This is a genomic window from Mastigocoleus testarum BC008 (assembly GCF_001456025.1).
GTDB lineage: Bacteria > Cyanobacteriota > Cyanobacteriia > Cyanobacteriales > Nostocaceae > Mastigocoleus > Mastigocoleus testarum.
In genome coordinates this window covers 103,541-122,443 of record NZ_LMTZ01000001.1, presented here as the reverse complement: position 1 = coordinate 122,443, position 18,903 = coordinate 103,541, and the positions used below count along the sequence as shown (strand labels likewise).

The window sequence follows — 18,903 nt, the reverse complement described above, 5'->3', positions numbered from 1 at the left end:
CTCTGTAGTTTCTCTGAAACTGAATAACTGGTTATTTTTACACTTAACCCAATGGCACCAAAGTTTGGTTGAGAAAATTAGCACGACAAGCTTTGCGCTGAATTTTGCCACTAGAAGTCTTGGGAATACTTCCAGTTTTGACTAATACCACTCTATGAATCCGAAGATCGTGTTCTGTTGCTACAGATTGACAGATATCTGCAATTACTTGCTTGATATTAATATCTCGCAAATAACTTCGTTCTACTTCCTGAACGACAACTAGGCGTTGTTTGCCATTAGTTTCAACAGTAAACGCCGCACCAGAATTACAACGCAATCCAGGATGGCTTGCCTCAACTGTTAATTCAATATCTTGGGGATAGTGATTGCGACCTTCGATAATAATTACATCCTTGAGACGTCCTGTGACTATTAGATCGAGATTCCTAATAAAACCTAGATCGCCTGTGCGTAGAAATGGCCCTTCTCCAGTATTTGCAATATAAGCTTGAAAAGTATGCTTTGTTTCTTCAGGTCGCTGCCAGTATCCTTGAGCAACCGTCTTACCTGACACCCAAATTTCTCCGATTTCTTCAGACTCACACTTTAATAAAGTATCAGGATTTACTATAACAATCTTAGTATCAATTTCACTCCATCCACATCCTACCAAAATTTGACTATTATCTTCACTGGTGATTTCTTCAACTTGATTTTGTTGCAGTGCATCTGACCGAACTCTGTATAAATTTGGTGCGTGATTGTGTCGCACGGCAGCTACCTTCAAGGTTGCTTCAGCCAATCCGTAACCAGGACAGAAAGCATTCTGATTAAAACCACAAGGCTTGAAAGTTTCTGCAAACTTCTTAAGAATGTCTGCCCTAACTGGCTCTGAGCCATTTAATGCCATACACCAAGTACTGAGGTCCAAACTTGCTCGCTGTTCTGGTGTGATTTTGCGCACGCAAAGCTCATAGGCAAAATTTGGTGCGCCACTATGAGTCCCTTGATAACGCGAGATCGCCTGCAACCATCTAAAAGGTTTCATCACAAAAGATAGTGGCGACATTAGATAACAGGGACATGCTTTATATAATGGCTCGATAATGCCGTAAATGAGTCCCATATCATGAAAAGTTGGTAACCAGCTAACGATTACACTGTTTTCTGTATGCTTCCATCCTAAATCAAGATCGCGACAATTGTGTAATAAATTACCATGGCTTACCATGACTCCTTTGGGGATTCCAGTAGACCCTGAAGTATACTGAAGAAAGGCGAGAGTATTATTATTTACTTTGGGTTCCTGCCATGATGCAGCAAATTTATTGTCAATTTTATCGGTGTTGACCCAATTTAGTAAAGCTAGCTCTGGATATTGGGCGCATTTATCTTCTATATTGGCCAAAGAATTGGTAGTAGTTAAAGCAAAACTAGATTGTGCATCTGTAACTATAGCCTTCAGTCTGTTGATTGACTGGTTCGGGCGAGGGGGATAAGCTGGTATAGCAACAACTCCAGCATATAAACATCCGAAAAAGGCTGATATAAATTCTAAGCCCGGTGGATACAAAAGTAGAGCTCTTTTTCCTACCGCTCCATAGCTTTGTAGTTTTGCTGCAATTGCCCGTGCTTGTCTGTCCAATTGTTGATAAGTTAAAGAACCCGACTCCAACTCTCCATTTTGGATAAAGGTGTAAGCTCTCTGCTCTGGTTGATAGAGTGCTCGTTTAGTTAAAATTTCTACTAAATTAGAAGTTTCTTCCAACATAGCTTGACCTAGCTAAATAAAGGTAATGTATTTCTCTGTTAGAGACGTTCTAATAGAACGCCTCTAAGCTTTTTTGGATTAGATAAGTATTGTGCTATTAACTCCAGTAGTAAAGTTTTTCACGATTATTCGAAAAAGCTAAGAATCCGCCTATGGATATTCTGCGCTGGGAACCTTTTTCTACAGCAGAAACACGGTGTAAAATTCGAGCACCATCAAAAATCACTAAGTCCCCAGGAGATGGATTAAGATACATTTTGTCATAGTTTTCCATCACGGATGGGATTGGTTTACCTCCTACGGTGCCTGTTCTTTCTCGTCCACTATTTCCAGTATCTGGCCACTCAGTGTCTGACCATTCTATATCATAGAGAATAAGATCTCCCCCTACTTCTGAAGCGCTGAGCATCGCGAAGTAGCTTAAATGATCTTCATGCTCAATCTGGGTCAAAAGATGCTGGTATCCAGGAGTGCAATGCAGAAACTGATTTTCAAAGTGCCAGCCCATGAATTGTTCTTCTTCTAATACCCGAATTGTTGTTGGAGTATATGGTAAACCGTTGGGAGCATGAGGAACTTCAACTGGACGTCCACCAGAAATCACTTTTAATGTTTCTTGTAAATTAGTCTCGAATTCTCTTCCTTCACTGAAGAGTTTGCTGCAGAAATCACGAAATTGTGCTGCTTGTTCGCAATATTGAGCAATATCTTTATCTGACACATACAATGCTGGACCATAAATCAGGATGTCACCAAATGGTGAATCAGGAAAAGCACCTTTCCTTGTTAGTTTGTCAACAACACTGGATACTTCGTTTTGAGTGAAGAAATTATGTATTATCAAGCCATCTATTTTGCGCTCGCAGATATCTTTAATGCCATCTGGATAAAGACCAAGATCGGTGATATCAAGTTCAACAAAATTATAGAGAGTATTTACAGATGTTGTAGCTACCATTAGACCTCCATGAATGTCAAATATAAATTAGTTAACACACTTCTTTGCATTTAAGAAGTAACAATAAATAAACTATTTAGAAATAAATCGATAATATATGCAGAAAAATTACTTTATTGATTTTACTTTCAACGAAATGTGTCATTTACTCGTTCGGATAATTCATTATTAAATATCTCATGAATGATTTATTTGTATTAATTTAAAAAATTTTGCCATTTCACAATAAAAACCAATATTTTATTGAGTAAAGTGGTGATTTGTTAAACTGAAAAAACTAAATAGCACTGAAACTATTACTTTTATATTAAATACTGAGCTGTATTTATGATAAATCCTTAATTATCTTTTATTGATTTGATATATTTATCTGTGTTGAGCAAAATACTCGTACCTTTTGAATAATTAAATATATCTACTTGTGCTAATTAAAATCAAAAAATCTTACCAGTAAATATATTTTTGATCTACAGGAAATGTTTGATATCTAACTCAATTTTATTATGCATATCTATTATAAGTCAAAACAACTTATGATTAATAAACAAACATTTATACAAATAATTAAATGTCAATAAGCATATTCTTTATCTTTATCGGAAAAGATCTGCTGGATTTGCGGAACGAAGTTTATTAATAGATATTATGCCAGCAAAAGAACACATAGCAGCAGTAAGGAAAAACACTAATCCGGCACGACTCAAAGTCATTGTTATGGGCATACGAGTTGCACCTCCAATGAAATTATATAAATACAAACAGGTAAGAAATCCAGGGATATAACCCATCACGCACATCAGAAAAGACTGTTTCATAACAGTTGTTACTAAATAATGGTTTGAATACCCAACAGCCTTAAATATTGCATAGACGTATAAATTATCTGATATTTGTGTATAAAGTATTTGATATACGATTATTCCTCCAAAAAAACAACCAATTACTGTTCCAGCATTAAAAATAAATCCAATAGGTGTTGACCTTATCCAATATTTTTTTTCTTCCTCCATGAATTTTTCTAAAGTCATTAACTTTAAATTTTCTGGTATTTGCAATGACAGTTTTTGAACGACACTTTCTGGCTCTATGCCAGGCTCTAGCTGTAGTAAACCCATATGAACTTTTTCCAACGGCTTATCTAATATTTTGGAATAGTTCAAATCACTCATAATCAGGGTGCCATCAGAAGCTAATACACCACTTCCTAAAGAGAACAAACCACCAATTCTGATTCTTCTATTAGATAATTCAGTAGTTAAAAATTCCCGACCTAAAAACTCTAAGGATATTGGACCATATTCAGAACGTGAAAGCCGATCAAACAATACGGTTTTAGCTTTTGTAAGTACATTTAATTGTTGATTTACTTCAGGTAAATTGAAAACAGGTTTCTCTGGTGTAAACGCATAAACAGTGATTGGTTTTGTTTTAGCATTCTCGGGATTTTTAAAATTTCCTTCAGAATAATAAAATGGACTAACAGATTCCACTCCATCTATTGATGAAACTAGGTATAGGAAACGAAGAGGAAATTCCTTCATCCCCTCAAAATACTCAGTTTTAGAATGTAGTAAAACTAAATCTGCTTTTAAATGCTTATGTATCGATATGGAAGTTTCAAAAAGTCCATCTCGAAAACCAAGTTGCACAAACATAAGGATTGCAGCAGAAGCTACACCTAAAATACTAACCAGTAGGCGAGCCTTACGATAAGTTAATTGGAGCCAGTGAGTAGGAATTTTATAAATCATAATAAGTTTGTTTAGGTTTTATAAAATTCAATAAATTTTGACATCTACTTGTAGATTTATGAGCTGTGCTGCTTCCTGGTTATATTTTGGATCGATTTTTATTTTGACTTCAAAAACTCGAGAATCTATATCTAATATTGGATCATCATTAAAAACTTCTTTTTTGCCGATTGCAGAGCTAATATGCTCTACAACTCCTTGAAACTTGTGATTTAAAGCGTCACCAGAAATAATAGCTTTCTGACCGATTTTAAGTTTACTAATATCAGTTTGGTAAACTTCTGCAATGACATACATATTTCCAGTTTCACCTATATCAATAATTCCTTTATCAGTGATATTTTCACCTGCAAAAGTATGAATTTTGAGAATCTTACCGTCTACAGGTGCTCGAACATAGGCTAAGTCAAGATCTGCTTTCGCTATCTTGACTTGAGTCATTGCTTTTTCAACTTTGGCTTGAGCAACTTTAACGTCTACTGGACGAACTTCATTAAGCTTATTTAGATTCGCTTGAGCTTGAGTAATTCGTTTAGGATAAGTTGACAACAATTTCTTGCGAGTTTCTTGAGCCTCATTCAGTTCTTCTTGAACAGTTTTTTCTGCAAGAATTTTGCTATCGAGTTCGGAAACTGATATCGCTCCACTTTGGTATAGTTGCTGGAAACGTAATCTTTCGGCTCTGTTAATTTTTAAATTTGCTCGTAAACGAGCAATTTTTGCTTCTTGAATTGCAGTTTCTCCTTGAAATTCAGCTTTGAGATCTGAAATAGCTGCTTTTTGAGCACTGATTTCTGCTTTTTTTGATTCTCCAGCTTTAACTTGGCTAAGTTCTGCTTGAGAAACCATCAAATCTTTTCTTGCTCCTTCCAGCGTTGTTTGTAGCTGATTCAAATTATCTAAAACTGCAACTGCTTGACCGACGCGAACCTTATCTCCTTCTTTTATAAAGATCTTACCTACTCTTGCATATTGAAAATTAGAGGAACCAGATATTGTAATAATCTTATTCTTTGGTTGTATGCGCCCAAGAGCTGAAACCTTGGTCTTAATAATATTTGATTTACTAATACTTGGAGTTTGAGAAATAGTTTTGTTATTTTCAACTTTTTCAACATTTTTAACAGCTTTTTGAGAATCTGTAAAAATTATATTTGTAAAAATTATATATAACGGCAAAGAGAAGAGTATCAAAGCTAAAGGCGCAACTATATTAACTGCCGATTCTTTTTTGAAAGCAATTACCTTTATTAAATGTTGAGGTATATACTTTTGTAGGCTTTTTCTGTTAAAAATCATAGTCTATAAAACTTTGTACTTACATAATTTTAAGCATAATACGCGTACGTATAATTTTAGAGGATGTTTTAACAAAGTCTTTTAATTGTCTTGTTAAGACTGTTAGATATTTAAGTACAAGCTTGAAATATTTATTTTTAATTAATTAAATTAAAGCCAATTCAAAATAGTAAAACTGTACCTAGTGAAACTTTTAAAACATCCTCTGGAGTTATTTCCCAAGAGTTCGAATACGAACGTGTAAAACTTAATAATCTAAACTTTGATATTCTCTTTTAATCTTCCTTCCTCTAACCTAATTACTCTATCAGCTATATGAAAATATCGATCGTCGTGACTAATAACAAGTACAGTTTTTCCTTTACCTTGAAGTTCTGGCAAAAGCTGGGTATAGAAAACATCTTTAAAAATTGGATCTTGGTCGGCAGCCCATTCATCAAATAAGTAAACTGAACGATCTTCCAGATAAGCATTTAATAATGCTAACCTTTTACGTTGCCCTTGAGATAATGCGGTAGTTGAAAGTTTACCATCACAAATTTTGACTTTGTGATCGAGTTGCAGCCGAATTAGATATTCGTTAACTTGCTGCTCGCAATTTGGATCTTCTAAACCAATCAGACGCTCAAATAAGTAGAAATCTGAGAATACAGTAGAAAAGAATTGACGATAAGAGTCTCTATTCTCAGTATTTATACATTCTGTTCCAAAATAAATTTGTCCGGATTTAGGTTCATATAAACCAGTCAAAAGTTTAGCAAGTGTAGACTTTCCACTTCCGTTTCCTCCAATAATAAAAATTAATTCTCCTGGCTTGACAAATAAACTAAGTGGTCCGAGCATAAAACCACTTCCATCTTTTTCCCAGCCATAATCATGAGTAACTTCAGATAGTCTGATTGAATTTGAGGAAAATTGTTTATTTCGTAAATCTGAAAAACTCATTTCATTGGCTTGGGGAACCAAAGCAAGACCAAGAGATTCTACTTTATCCAAAGCTATTTTAGCTTTACTCAAAACTGGGGAAAAGTTTAAGACTGAATTAAGGGGTATAACTATATAAATAAGAACTAGTGCATAACCAGATAAGATTGATGGAGTTATTTCTACTAATCTCGGAATAACGAATAATAGTATACCTATGGTTGTAAACAACGTTAGCAGCCCAAAACTTGAAGCCATCGCAAAATACGTTGCACCAGATATCATATGCTCCCGATATTTAACTCCTGTTGCGACTAGGTCGTCATAAAAAAAAGTCTGCCGCCGAGTGCTGTTCAACTTTAATTCCTTAATCCCATTAACGATCGCACGAAAATGATTGAATAATTGATCTTGTTCTTCTCGTGCCAATTTAAATAAGTTTCTACCCCTGGCAATTATTACTTGTAAACTGAGAATACCCAGAGCCATGGATCCTACTACTATTAAAAATACACTCAAAGAAAGCATACTTAAGTAGAAAAGGCAACAAATAACTATAGCAAGGTTAGTACATAGGGAAGGAAGTCCAGATAGTGCAGTGGAAACAGATTGAACGTCATTTGTCAGTGTTGCTAGTAATCTGTGACCGCCAATCATTTCTAACTGCTGAAGGGGAGAAGCAAGAATGCGACGACTAATTTGAACCCTCATGTCAAATATAGTGCTCTGCGAAAATTTGGCTATTAATACCTGCGATAAGATATTTGCAATCAGCATTAGTAGGCAGAGATATATGAAACTTCCTACAACTTCTACCTCCCCCAATTTGCCGCTGTTCAAAACTTTGTTAGTCATCGCAATCAACCCCGTGCTACTGGCACCACTGACCAGACTAGTCAGTATTGTTACAGCAAGGGTATGCCAGGATTTGCGTAAGAGAAGTTGAATCAGGCTCATATAAGCTTATTCCTCTTCTAAGAAGACATAATGATTTCTTTTATACATAATGCTTGATGCTATCAACCACAAACAGCTTTTATCACTCTTGGAAAATGAAGATTTTATGCAAATCAGCAATCCTACATGAGAACTAAGGTCAAGTTCCTTGAAATAGACTCTCAGTGGTAAGTAATCTTCACCCATTCAATAGGACTGCTGTAGTATCACTAGACAAACAAGGGTCTTCAGTACGTACTGTGCCTAGAAATTGATTGAACAACCTGGAACCTTTGCCATGCAAGGAAGTTTAACTTACTAAGTTAACATTTTAGACTTTTGACACAAGTTGGGTATTTGGACTTTTCGTTATCAATAGAACTTACGCACTCGCTATCAATTCTCAGTGGTTTGGGATTGTTTCCTTAGGTCGCAATGACTGTAATTATGTTGTCCGTGTGTAAGTCCTGATAAAGTCAATTCATGATGTTTAACTAATAGTTTGGCATAACAAAGACTGAAGAACCACAAATAATTAAGTTAGCTCCAATAGTAAATTTTTCGTTCGCATTTAGATATCGCCATAAAACCTCCGATTGTAATTCTCTCCTTTTGCCCTTGAACATCACACACCTGATGCCATATGTTACCACCTTGGAATAACAGCATATCTCCTGCAGCAAGTTTAATGTATTTTTTATAACCTTTGTCAAAGTCTAAATCTTGCCTTGCCATTGTCATTTGTTCTTGTGATGGATAATAGATTAATAGTTCGCCTCCTTCTTCAGGTTCGGAAATGACAATGAAATAACTGAGACCATTTACCATTTTGGCAATTTGTTTCAAGTGATTGTAAGCAGGATCGTCAATAAACTGATTACCTTTATGTAAAGGCATCCCACCTTGATTTGGATGTACAAAACGAATAGTAGCTGATGTATACGTTTGATTATATTCTTGAGGTACTTCTACTATTCTTCCTCCTGAGATCTGAGAACATATCGTTTGAATAGTAGTCTCAAATGAGGTTTCAAATATATTATTTAAATCTTCTCTTAGTATGTTTGCATTTCTAAAGTATTCGGTTTTGTCACCTCCTTTATTTGCTACTAAAACAGTTCCTAATGTTTCTCCATAAATTTCCCGTTTCCTATTATCTTTGCGATGCTTAATTTTTGAACTTATTTTGAGTATTTCTTCTGGAGTGAATGCTTCTTTTATAATTATCCCATGAATATCATGTTTGTAAATTTGATTGATCCCATCAGGATAATTGCTTAAAGAGTCGGTTTTTAGAGTAATCCACTTTCTATCAATTATCTCTGGACTTATCAAGTCTATATTTTCTTGGTATTTAGTTTCCATTATTTTTTGAAGTATAAACTATCTAGTGGGAATTCTAAAACAAGAGCAAATTCTTCAAGTGCAAGTTAAATTCAAAAATGAGATATGAACATGCTCTATCAAACAGTTCGATTGGAGACTTATAAGAATTGAAAAAGTAGTGAAGAGTGAAAATCTGAACCAAAAACTTCTCGAGCGGAACAATGAGAAATATATATGCAGAGCATGAATGTTTGTTTCTGATTAACTCCAGTAGACTACTTTACGCTCGTCTGCTGATAAACCAACAAAACCTCCTATGCTTATACGATTTTTCTTACCTTTTACATCAGAAATTGCATGCCATATAGTGGCACCATGAAAAATAGTCATATCTCCAGCATCAGGCTGAAAGGATCTTTTTTGACAATTATCTAAATCTAAATCCTGTTTCGGAACAGTTAATTTGTCTGGTAAGCCATCATAGAGAACTAACTCTCCACCATCTTCTGGCTTATCAACTACTATGAAATAACTAAGGCTATTTCTGACTTTAGCAACTTGCTTTAACCCATCAAAAGCTGGATGATCGATAAATTCATTTCCTTTGTGTACTTTGATACCTCCCTGACTGGGAGAAGTGTATCTAGTTATGGCTGGAGAGTATACTTTATTAGAGCTTTCTTGGGCTGCTTGAACTTCTCTACCACCAGATATCTGACTGAATACAGCTTGAATTGTGGTTTCATAGTCTCTATGTTCGAAAATATTTTTCAATCTCACTCTTAAAGCTGCAGCATCTTTAAAATATGCTGTTTTATCATCTGTGTTCGCTTGTAAAATCGCACCGATAAACTTACCATAACCTTGAGTATAAGTATAATCTTTCAAATAATCTTTTTTGTTCTCAAGGTTATGTTTGACTTTGAGCATATCTTCTTTTGAAAAAACATTTTTGATACAAATACCATCAATATTACCTCTGTATATCTGATTAATTGCATCTGGATAGTTTTTCAGTGAATCTTTATTGAGGGTGAAGAAATCAGAAGTTATAGTAGCCATATTTAGTTTACACTCCTTTTATTTGTTGAAATTTATATACTTCATAAATTAATAAAAAATGTTGATCCCATATAGTGAGAAGGCAAAATTTTATATTTTTTATGAGATTTAATTTGCATTATTCATTCGAAAATTGTCTTTTAAATTATGATAATTCAAGAGACAAAATAATTTAATTTTAATTTACAAAATATTAATACTATATTTATATATCATTTGTTCTTTTTTCATTTATTATCATAAAACCACGAAGATTACCATCTGGCGGATTAAACTGTTGAATTGTCCTAACTCTATGATTTAGGCTAATTAAGTGTATTGTTTCAGTCGCTAAAGGTGCTCCTGTTAGTTTATCCCACACCCTAAGAAGGATTATATTATCTGACAATTCTTGAATTAACATTTTGAAATTACAATAGGGTATATCGGGACTTTCTAAAAAAACTATGTCATCAGATATGGGTTTACCAAAGAAGTGTAGAGTCTCTGTTTTACCATCAGCAAAAAAATTTTCATTTGTTTGAACCCACTGATTATCAACTATGTTCTGATTTAAAATCGCCGTGAATCTTTTTATCTCTATTGCATCTGCATCCATACATACCCAATTTCCTTCCCATCTACCAACGAAATGGGGTAAAACCTTAAAGGTTTCTAAAGATTTTTTAGTTGTCTGTTCGGGTATATAGAGATTATTACTAGATTCTTTCATCGGATTTGAAATTGTGAGAAGTTTACACAAAAATCTAACTGAGAAAATGTTATTAAACTGGATTTAACTGGAATATCTTGTCGATACCCAGATTTAGAAGCAGTTTCTCTTTAGTCTCTGCGAAGAACATTACAAATGCCTAAAGAATGTCGAAGTATTATTTCTCAACATTGATATTTTAGCGTCAAGTTTTATGCCTGACGTCACAGCGGTACTGAATGAATTTAGTTTTCTTGCATCACTTTCTGCAATAAGTGATCTGAAATTTTGTGAAGAAAGCTTTAAACAGTAATCAGTATTAAAGCTATTCCAGCAAAGCCTTTAATGTAGATAGAGCAAGAAACAAGACACCCAATTTGCCTTAGATAGATATTATCCAAGTAAATTAATGAAAAAGTATTAGTATAAAAAAACTTTAGACACAATTAGGAAAAGGGATATACACCAAAACCTAAATAAGTTACCTAAACCTAGATATATGAATCAAACAACTATATCTAGATAAAAACAAAATATTGACACTTATAAATTTGAATTTTTTTGGACCGCAAAAGCACTTAAGCCAGCTTTACACAAGGGACGGCATAGTTTTTCCACACAGAGTAACTTATAACCTTTGTTTCTAAGTGATTTACTTAAGGTCATCTAAATTTAAAGATTCAATACGACCACACAATTCACAATATTTTCTTAAGTTCAGAAGAGTCATAGGTTATGTATTTCTCTCCTCAGAATCACAAAAGATAGTTTTGTTTGTTATGAAATAAACATAGTTAGTTTTCATAAGAATGTCTACGATCTTTTGTACGTGTGTGTGTTTTTTTTTGACGGTAAGATTTTAACTCTAGAAACAGAAGGTATGAGTTAAGCTGCTAAGTTGCTTGATTGTACTATATAAAATACGCAGCTTGATTGTATTATATAAAAACAGTATTTTTTCAATTCCAGCCACGTATGCCAGTCAAAATCGTCTTTCTCAAAAAAAGAGAGAACGGCTTCTGAAAACACTAAAAAAACATGAAAATTCTTTTCTATTTGATGATAACCACACAATATAGCAGGAGTCAGGAGACAGGATACAAGAGTCAGGAGTGAAACCTGCTTTAGGTATAACTTCTAGCTTTTTGGCTGTACCTCACTTACTTGCAATCCGCTATACGTTGCCATGCCAAGGTAAATAGTGCTATTACGACGCTGTCTGCCACAACTACGAGAATCTTCTAGCCCTGCAAAGGCTTCTATTATTGCAAGTTGAGATGCTTCCCTTCTAATGTATGACATATAAATCGCCTTAGTGCATAAGTTAATTTCAATTATCCCTATACAAATAGGGATACAGAAAGAGGATTTACATTTTTTCTCAGTTAAAAATCCAATAAATCGAGATTTCCAAGTTCAAGAATAAATTGTGCTAGAACTTATTTTTCCAGTGTCAAGTAAATACAGATAATTTTTAGCTAATTACCTATATGCAAAAATTATGATTAGAGTATAGCAATCCTAAATCATTTTTGAAAAATAATAATATATAAGATTATAGTGGAAGTGTCTTTTCTCTATCAACTGGGAGCCAAGATGTTCATACTGCTTGTTACTAATAATCTCACGATTCATTTAGGACTGCTATATCGCTTTTCTATCACTACTCATCAGAGTAAAAAATGAAATTCCTGCTGCATAATACTTTTAGTCAAAAGTGATTATTTTATTCATAGTGTTAGAAAATAAAGCTCCAAACTCAGTCCCTGTTTGAGGTTAAAAAATAGTCTGATATTTTTACTTCTCCAGAGTTATGGAAGAAGGATACAAAGGATAGGATATTGCTGTAATTATTGTACGGTTAGGGTAAAGTCTAGAAATATCTCACTATTCCTAAGAATTGAGAATTAGTTCTTTTATTTGAACTACATAAAATTAAATAACCAAAAATTTTGATAAATTAATACTGGTCTTCAGATACGAATTATTTTTTAGTATATTCATTTAATGAATTTATATTCTAATTACATATTTAAAAACATATAAATTTGACTGTCAAGAATATCTTTTACTAGTTCTAAATTAAGAAATTAATACAGCCAAATAGGTCTATATCTACTATGAGTTTTTATTCTTTTCCCCAAAATTTAAAAATCGCTAGAAAACAAAACTCCTACTCCCAAGAACAACTAGCATTCGAGTCAAATCTGGCAACTAGAACTATCCAATTATATGAAAAAGGTTGTAGGTATCCTAGCATTAAGAATCTTATAAAACTCAGTCAAACTTTGGGTGTAAGAGCTTGTCAATTATATCCAGAACTGGCGAATATAAACATCTATGAAATAATTAGAGAAAAATATGAAAGAGAAGTACAGGCAGTGAAAATGTTTATCGAGAATAAGAATCTGAAAGACCTGGAAAAATTTGAGCAAATGTTTAAAATTTTCAAAAAGTTTGATACGATTGATGACTACGTAGATTGTGAGCTTCACATTCATCAATTTCTGCTTAAATACACCAGCATAAGCAATAAAATTATTGCCAAAAGACTAATGTATCAATCCTACCAGGAACTTTATTTAAATATTGTTTTTAACAATTCTATAATTCAAAAATTTGGTTGTATTTATTTTGATGTTCATTGTAAATTATTTCAAGCAATTCTCGACCGAAAAGAGAGTATTATATTTTCTCAATATCGAAATCATTTAGAAACTGAGGAAAATATTTTAAGTGAATATCTTAGGTTAGTAAACGACAACTGATTTTAGTTAAAATAGGATTCGTTTGGGCTTAATTTTTGTTTAAATCCCGTGCCGCAAGCTTAACCGCTATACACGCAGCTAGAGGCTATAACTATAGCTGCGCTACCTACGGATCCGGAGCCGTTACCTATTGCTGCGCTACGTTCCGAACGGATCTGCCGTCGCCATAAAAGCTCTAGGTATTGCGGGACACATAAGTGTACATAGCGCATTAACTGAATAACTGTTTACTCTTCTCTCTCGAGCATTTCTTTTGCTTCTAAAAGATGTTGTTTTTTTTCTTCTGTAACGCTGGGATATTTTAAATTGAGTTTTTCTAATTTTGTGCAGATAATATCAGCTACAGTAAGCCGAGTAAACCATTTGCGATCTGCAGGAATTATATACCAAGGAGCCCAAGGGGTACTGGTGTGGTTAAAAACTTCTTCATAAGCGTGCATGTATTTATCCCAAAATTTCCGCTCCCGTACATCACTTCTAGAAAACTTCCAGTTTTTTTCTGGTGTGTCTATCCGTTTTAAAAAGCGTTTTTTCTGTTCTTCTTTTGATACGTTGAGAAAGAATTTGAGAACAATAATCCCATTGTTCACTAAATATTTTTCAAAGTCATTAATTTCCTCAAACCGAGAAAGCCAAATTTTATCTCCGTCGGGAAATTTCGGAAGTTGTTGTTTATGGAGTATTTCCGGATGAACCCGCACTATTAATACTTCTTCATAATAGGAACGGTTAAAAATGCCAATTCTACCGCGCTCGGGTAATGCTTTATAACTTCGCCAAAGATAATCATGATCCAGTTCTTCTTCTGAAGGAGCTTTAAAACTAAACACTTGACAACCTTGGGGATTAACACCAGACATTACATGTTTAATGGTGCTGTCTTTTCCCGCAGCATCCATTGCTTGAAAAACTAATAATAAAGCATAGGTGTTTTGGGCGTAGAGAATATCTTGATAAATCGCTAGTTGTTCGATACCTGCTTTTAACTTTTCTTTAGCATCTTTCTTCTTGCTATAGTCATCAATGTAAGCGGGATCGTAGTCTTTATCCAAAGAAATTTGTTTGTCAGGTGGGACAATAAAATGTTTGTGTTTCATATTTTTGTTAGTCAGGTTTCCCCAATTCCCTTCTAAACTCCCTAAATGCTCTTAACCTAGGGTGTTCACTTTGTGGGTTTTTTAGAGATGGAAAATCATAATATGTGACAATTTTATGATGATAATAGGGAGACCACACCTGACTCAATAAAAATTTGTAATACCAAATTGAGTTGACTTTTCTGGATATTTATTTTTTTGACTTTTAGATTGACGGCTAATAAAGATAGTTTTTCTGCTAATTCTGTGTTGGTTTGAATAGTAAAGTTACTAATATTATTTGTAAGCAACTCAATTACTAATTCGGCAGCTTGTTTATTCTCATCGCCACAATCGGTAATGACTTCTTGAATATAACGTTGGATAAACCTTGATTTCGGCCCCCAATTAAGATATTGCTCTAATGTGGTAATATTTTCTGTCTGTAATTGTGTTCCCAAAACTTGTAACTCTAAAGGACTAACTTCTACTGATTCTGTTGCTAATTCTTCTACCAAGTGTTCTATTAAAGCTTCTTCTAAATGAAAGTTAGATAATTTAGTTAGATTCTTAATTAATGGCTTGACTTCATTAATGGAAATATTCCCAACCCGATAAAGAACATCACTATGGTAGATATCATGAATAACACTAGAAGTATAACGTGAATTGATATCAGATAAAATATATAAATATTCTTGTCTTAAAAGGATAATTATTTTAACGGTGAGGATATTTAAACATTTAGAGATAAAGTGAAAAAAGAGTTTTCTTTTAATTGGTAAGTTTTCAATTGATAAAAGTTCTTCTAAATGATCAAAAATCAATAATATGCGGATATTCTTTTCTTCACACTTCTTGAGTAATTTAAGAATATTATCAAATGAGTGGTCTTGATTCTCAACAATTATATTTTTCTGTTTAAGAGTATTTAATAAGAGATCTACTAATTGTTTCGTCCAGTAATGATAATCAGTTATCTGTATGGGAACTATATCTTGAGTCCCAAGGTATCTTTGTCTGACTGCGGGTAAAAGTCCGGCTTGTACTAAAGAGCTTTTACCGACACCGGGATATCCATGAATTACTATGAGTTTATAGTCAGGACGGGCTATTCTTTCTAATAAATCCTCGATATTGCGCTTTCTACCGGATGCAAAAATTTCTGGTGCAACCCCATGTAGAGACGCGTTAGCAAAGCGTTCCCGCAGGGAAACATGTGGCGTCTCTACAAAATTATTGTGTCGCGTCTCAACAAAATTTTTTAACTTTGATTGTTGTACCGATTGTAATATTCCTGGACCAACAAATGCTCGCCAACCATATTGTTGTTCGACGAAACGCTCTTGAAGTTTAGTGCGAAAAGCTTGGAGATAGTGTTTTTGCTCCCAATGTAACGATCGTAGCGATCGCAAAATCTGTATATATTGATGTGGATTGCTTTGGATTCCAATATCTGCAGCCATTTGCAGATGTTTTAAGGCTCTTGGTACTTGTCCAAGCTTATTTTCCGCTTGAGCTAATAACATCAGATATAAGCTACGGTGCGATTGGGGTGGTGATTTAACTTTACTAAGGTTATGTAGTGCTTTATATATGTAATGTTTTGTATCTAGCCAACATTTGTGCTGATATGCAACTTCTGCAAAAAAACTGTAGGTTTGAGCTAGTTGTATAGGGTTCCCATATAATTGTTGCAATCCCAAAGAATTTTCTGCAAGGGAAAGTAATTCACGCCAAGCTTTTAACTGTCGCAAAACTTCACCTAGGGAGTTGATAAATTTAGCGACTAAATGAGGACGGTCAGTTTCTGTAAAGGTATTGATACTTTGCTGAAAGTAACTTTTGGCTTTCTCCAAATCATCCTGGGATTGGACTCGATGGGTTTGTGCTTCTTCCCAATAACACAACCCGATATTAAACATAATCAAACCTATCTTCAATTTAGCAGTGAATTTTTTTCGTTTCATTGTAGAGACACGACATATTTTCCTGCGGGAATGTTGCTTTGCTAACGCATCTCTACAGTAAATAATGTCTCTAGGACAAGCTACATATCTACACCAAAAATTCAGACTTTGGTGATAATGTTTCAAAGCTACAGTAATTTGATTCTTGAGATAGGCGTTCTGTCCCTGCACAAATTCCACATTTGCTTTGAGGACTGGTTCGAGTTTTTGTTTGCGTCCTTCTAAATCTTGTAGAGCACTGGTAATTTCTCGACGTCGTAAATAACCCATTTCCCAGCCAATATCGTACATATCTGCAGCCATCGCGCTGGTAAATAATGCATCGGTATCTTTTTGCAAAAATCTAATTAACTCTGGTGTGGAAAGAGAAAATTCAATACTTGTAGCCCAACTTTCAAAATCACTGGCTGAATGCAAAAATTGATGTAGAACTTCGTCTGTTACCCATAAAACAACGGGAAAGTGAAAATGTTTGCGGAATTCTTCCCTTACTTGGTTGGTGGTACTAAACATTTGGGTAATGTCAGAAACCGACTCTAAATTAAAAACCATTAAAGCTTCTGGTTGTTTGCAATCAAGCTGATTTTTGAGTCGAGCTTGCAGTTGAGCATGAATTGTGGTGTAAAGTGTTTTATCACTTCGTTGGAGTTGGAGAACCTGGATGTCAATATTTGTGAGAGATTGCAAGCGTTTTACCAATTGTGATCGTAACCGTAAATAGTTACAACGCGCCAAAATTAATTTAAATTCACCTCTAGAACTTTCCAAAGTCCAAACAAGTTCGTCTAATACTTCTTCATTAGATGGAGTTGTTTCCCAATTTTCTGATTTTTCGGTTCCCATTTTACTTACTCTTTAACTCAGTTGCTTGGGCAATAATTGGGTTAATATCAAACCAAGACTCACCATGGCGATCGCGATATTCAAATACCAGTCGAGAGTGAATTAACTTTTGATATTCTTGATCGCCTCCAACTTTTTTTCGTTCCTTGACCTGACGAAGTAATTCCCACTCATCATCGGAAATCTGCATTGTCATTTCATTGCAACGAGAACGAATTAATGTTTCTAAAGTTTGACGACGTAATGGTAAATCTCTTTGTTTTTGAATCCAGTTATTCAATAGTCTCAGTAGATCTCGTACATGACCACCACTGATGCGACATAACCGATCTAAACTTGCTGCTTCATCAAATATTTCTGTTATTTTATTGAGACGCTCTTGGGGTTTAACTTCAGGAAAAGCTCTTGCTAAAACCATTTGCTGCAATAACATCATTCCAGTTGTATCATCACTACCATCCTTTAATTGCACTGGTACCATTGGTAAAACTTTTGGATCCTCAGGAAAACGTTGAGTTAGATTTCCATAACCATCGGAAAACATTAAGGCTAAAGGCATGGTATAAACTAGATGACAATCAAGTTTAGTTAGATATTCACTTTGATCGATAAATAAATATTCTTGTTGAGGACGTCCCCAAGCTTTAGCTCGACTGTCAACTCGGTCAAGGTTATCTACGATTACTACTAAGCCTTTTTTCCCTATTGTCTTTAAAGCTGCGATCGCCGGTTGGAGTAATTCTTGATTAATTGCTTCGACGAGTTGATTTTTCTGCGGTCCCAAATACTGGTTAAGCTTTTGTCGTAGTTTAACATCACTTTTTATCCTGGTGGTGATTTCACCAATCCCAAAAGCAAGAGAGAATTTTTCTCCATTGCTTTCATCTTGGGAAGATATACCAACATCCCCTAACCCTGGAATCTTAAATTTTACAGACTGCAAATCACTATTTAAAATATCTACAGCCCCTTGTAGTAATTGCTTAAGTTTACTGACTCGATTGGGATTAATATTGATGTCGATAAGATTTAAACTTTGACTGACACGACGAGCGATCGCCAATAACACATCAGCAGTATCTACATCAGCCATTTCTAGGTCTTCACTAGATTCAAAATAGACTACATGAAAACCCTCTTTTTCCAGTTCAACCTTTAATCTTAACAATTCTGTAGATTTACCACAGCCTATATGTCCGGTGAATAACATACATGTGGGTTCATCTGGGGAAAAAAATGTAATTTTATCCTTTAATTCTGCAATGATTTTACCACCGCGTACAGAGGAAAAATCGATGTAGTACTTTTGGTCTTCTAAATTTTCAATTGCTAAAGTTTTACTGGGGTTTGTAACTTGAAAAAAACGACGTAAATCTATTGTCATAATCTTTGTCTATTAATTTTCTGATATGATCTGACACCTATTCAAATAAAATCCCGATTTAAACAGCAATAAAAATTTCAAGACATACTATGTTATAGATTGTAAATATAATCAATGTAAGTAAGACTTAATACCTTTGATTGATAATTATTGAAGAGTTAA

The 18,903-nt window shown here is 34.3% G+C and carries 13 protein-coding genes; 1 reads left to right on the top strand and 12 read right to left on the bottom strand.

What is annotated here, in order from left to right:
• Positions 1–43: 43 nt before the first annotated feature.
• The 9 genes from BC008_RS00460 to BC008_RS49190 form a co-directional block, all read right to left on the bottom strand.
• Positions 44–1,753 (bottom strand): fatty acyl-AMP ligase, encoded by a 1,710-nt coding sequence (locus tag BC008_RS00460; protein ID WP_027840653.1) that lies wholly within the window; start codon positions 1,751–1,753, stop codon positions 44–46.
• 97 nt (positions 1,754–1,850) lie between these two features.
• Positions 1,851–2,711: a 2OG-Fe(II)-dependent halogenase WelO5 family protein gene (locus BC008_RS00455; protein WP_027840654.1), complete on the bottom strand. Its 861-nt coding sequence runs from the start codon at positions 2,709–2,711 to the stop codon at positions 1,851–1,853.
• 593 nt (positions 2,712–3,304) lie between these two features.
• Positions 3,305–4,462: an ABC transporter permease DevC gene (gene devC, locus BC008_RS00450; RefSeq protein WP_058182931.1), complete on the bottom strand. Its 1,158-nt coding sequence runs from the start codon at positions 4,460–4,462 to the stop codon at positions 3,305–3,307.
• 27 nt (positions 4,463–4,489) lie between these two features.
• Entirely contained in the window at positions 4,490–5,761 is a 1,272-nt protein-coding gene (locus tag BC008_RS00445; protein ID WP_058182930.1) for an ABC exporter membrane fusion protein, read from the bottom strand.
• Between the two features lie 255 nt (positions 5,762–6,016).
• The gene (locus tag BC008_RS00440) at positions 6,017–7,642 is read right to left on the bottom strand and encodes a cyclic peptide export ABC transporter (protein ID WP_027840656.1); all 1,626 of its coding nucleotides are present in this window, start codon (positions 7,640–7,642) and stop codon (positions 6,017–6,019) included.
• A 519-nt stretch (positions 7,643–8,161) separates the two neighbouring features.
• Complete coding sequence (locus BC008_RS00435) at positions 8,162–8,986, bottom strand: 2OG-Fe(II) oxygenase (protein WP_027840657.1); 825 nt, start codon at positions 8,984–8,986, stop codon at positions 8,162–8,164.
• Positions 8,987–9,208: 222 nt separating this feature from the next.
• Positions 9,209–10,009 carry a 2OG-Fe(II) oxygenase gene (locus tag BC008_RS00430; protein ID WP_027840658.1) on the bottom strand — a complete coding sequence of 267 codons (801 nt, stop codon included), beginning with the start codon at positions 10,007–10,009 and terminating at the stop codon, positions 9,209–9,211.
• A gap of 205 nt (positions 10,010–10,214) precedes the next feature.
• Positions 10,215–10,721, bottom strand: a complete 507-nt coding sequence (locus BC008_RS00425) for a hypothetical protein (RefSeq protein ID WP_058182929.1) — start codon at positions 10,719–10,721, stop codon at positions 10,215–10,217.
• A 1,116-nt stretch (positions 10,722–11,837) separates the two neighbouring features.
• A complete protein-coding gene (locus BC008_RS49190) occupies positions 11,838–12,002 on the bottom strand; it encodes a hypothetical protein (protein WP_161938051.1) in 165 nt (54 codons plus the stop codon).
• A gap of 818 nt (positions 12,003–12,820) precedes the next feature.
• Here BC008_RS49190 and BC008_RS00420 point away from each other — a divergent pair.
• Positions 12,821–13,468, top strand: a complete 648-nt coding sequence (locus BC008_RS00420; RefSeq protein ID WP_036264160.1) for a helix-turn-helix domain-containing protein — start codon at positions 12,821–12,823, stop codon at positions 13,466–13,468.
• A 227-nt stretch (positions 13,469–13,695) separates the two neighbouring features.
• Here the strand turns inward: BC008_RS00420 and BC008_RS00415 are convergent, their stop codons facing one another.
• From BC008_RS00415 to BC008_RS00405, 3 genes are all read right to left on the bottom strand, one after another.
• Complete coding sequence (locus BC008_RS00415; RefSeq protein WP_027840660.1) at positions 13,696–14,565, bottom strand: polyphosphate kinase 2 family protein; 870 nt, start codon at positions 14,563–14,565, stop codon at positions 13,696–13,698.
• Positions 14,566–14,678: 113 nt separating this feature from the next.
• Positions 14,679–17,357 (bottom strand): nSTAND1 domain-containing NTPase, encoded by a 2,679-nt coding sequence (locus BC008_RS00410; RefSeq protein WP_036264180.1) that lies wholly within the window; start codon positions 17,355–17,357, stop codon positions 14,679–14,681.
• Between the two features lies 1 nt (position 17,358).
• Positions 17,359–18,741 carry a P-loop NTPase fold protein gene (locus BC008_RS00405; RefSeq protein WP_027840661.1) on the bottom strand — a complete coding sequence of 461 codons (1,383 nt, stop codon included), beginning with the start codon at positions 18,739–18,741 and terminating at the stop codon, positions 17,359–17,361.
• Positions 18,742–18,903: the final 162 nt, after the last annotated feature.

What these genes read in the sequence shown, in the direction of transcription:
- BC008_RS00460 (WP_027840653.1), bottom strand. Translation starts at nt 1,753, where the DNA reads ATGTTGGAAGAAACTTCTAATTTAGTAGAAATTTTAACTAAACGAGCA.
- BC008_RS00415 (WP_027840660.1), bottom strand. Translation starts at nt 14,565, where the DNA reads ATGAAACACAAACATTTTATTGTCCCACCTGACAAACAAATTTCTTTG.
- BC008_RS00435 (WP_027840657.1), bottom strand. Translation starts at nt 8,986, where the DNA reads ATGGAAACTAAATACCAAGAAAATATAGACTTGATAAGTCCAGAGATA.
- BC008_RS00455 (WP_027840654.1), bottom strand. Translation starts at nt 2,711, where the DNA reads ATGGTAGCTACAACATCTGTAAATACTCTCTATAATTTTGTTGAACTT.
- BC008_RS00410 (WP_036264180.1), bottom strand. Translation starts at nt 17,357, where the DNA reads ATGGGAACCGAAAAATCAGAAAATTGGGAAACAACTCCATCTAATGAA.
- devC (WP_058182931.1), bottom strand. Translation starts at nt 4,462, where the DNA reads ATGATTTATAAAATTCCTACTCACTGGCTCCAATTAACTTATCGTAAG.
- BC008_RS00430 (WP_027840658.1), bottom strand. Translation starts at nt 10,009, where the DNA reads ATGGCTACTATAACTTCTGATTTCTTCACCCTCAATAAAGATTCACTG.
- BC008_RS00425 (WP_058182929.1), bottom strand. Translation starts at nt 10,721, where the DNA reads ATGAAAGAATCTAGTAATAATCTCTATATACCCGAACAGACAACTAAA.
- BC008_RS00420 (WP_036264160.1), top strand. Translation starts at nt 12,821, where the DNA reads ATGAGTTTTTATTCTTTTCCCCAAAATTTAAAAATCGCTAGAAAACAA.
- BC008_RS49190 (WP_161938051.1), bottom strand. Translation starts at nt 12,002, where the DNA reads ATGTCATACATTAGAAGGGAAGCATCTCAACTTGCAATAATAGAAGCC.
- BC008_RS00445 (WP_058182930.1), bottom strand. Translation starts at nt 5,761, where the DNA reads ATGATTTTTAACAGAAAAAGCCTACAAAAGTATATACCTCAACATTTA.
- BC008_RS00440 (WP_027840656.1), bottom strand. Translation starts at nt 7,642, where the DNA reads ATGAGCCTGATTCAACTTCTCTTACGCAAATCCTGGCATACCCTTGCT.
- BC008_RS00405 (WP_027840661.1), bottom strand. Translation starts at nt 18,741, where the DNA reads ATGACAATAGATTTACGTCGTTTTTTTCAAGTTACAAACCCCAGTAAA.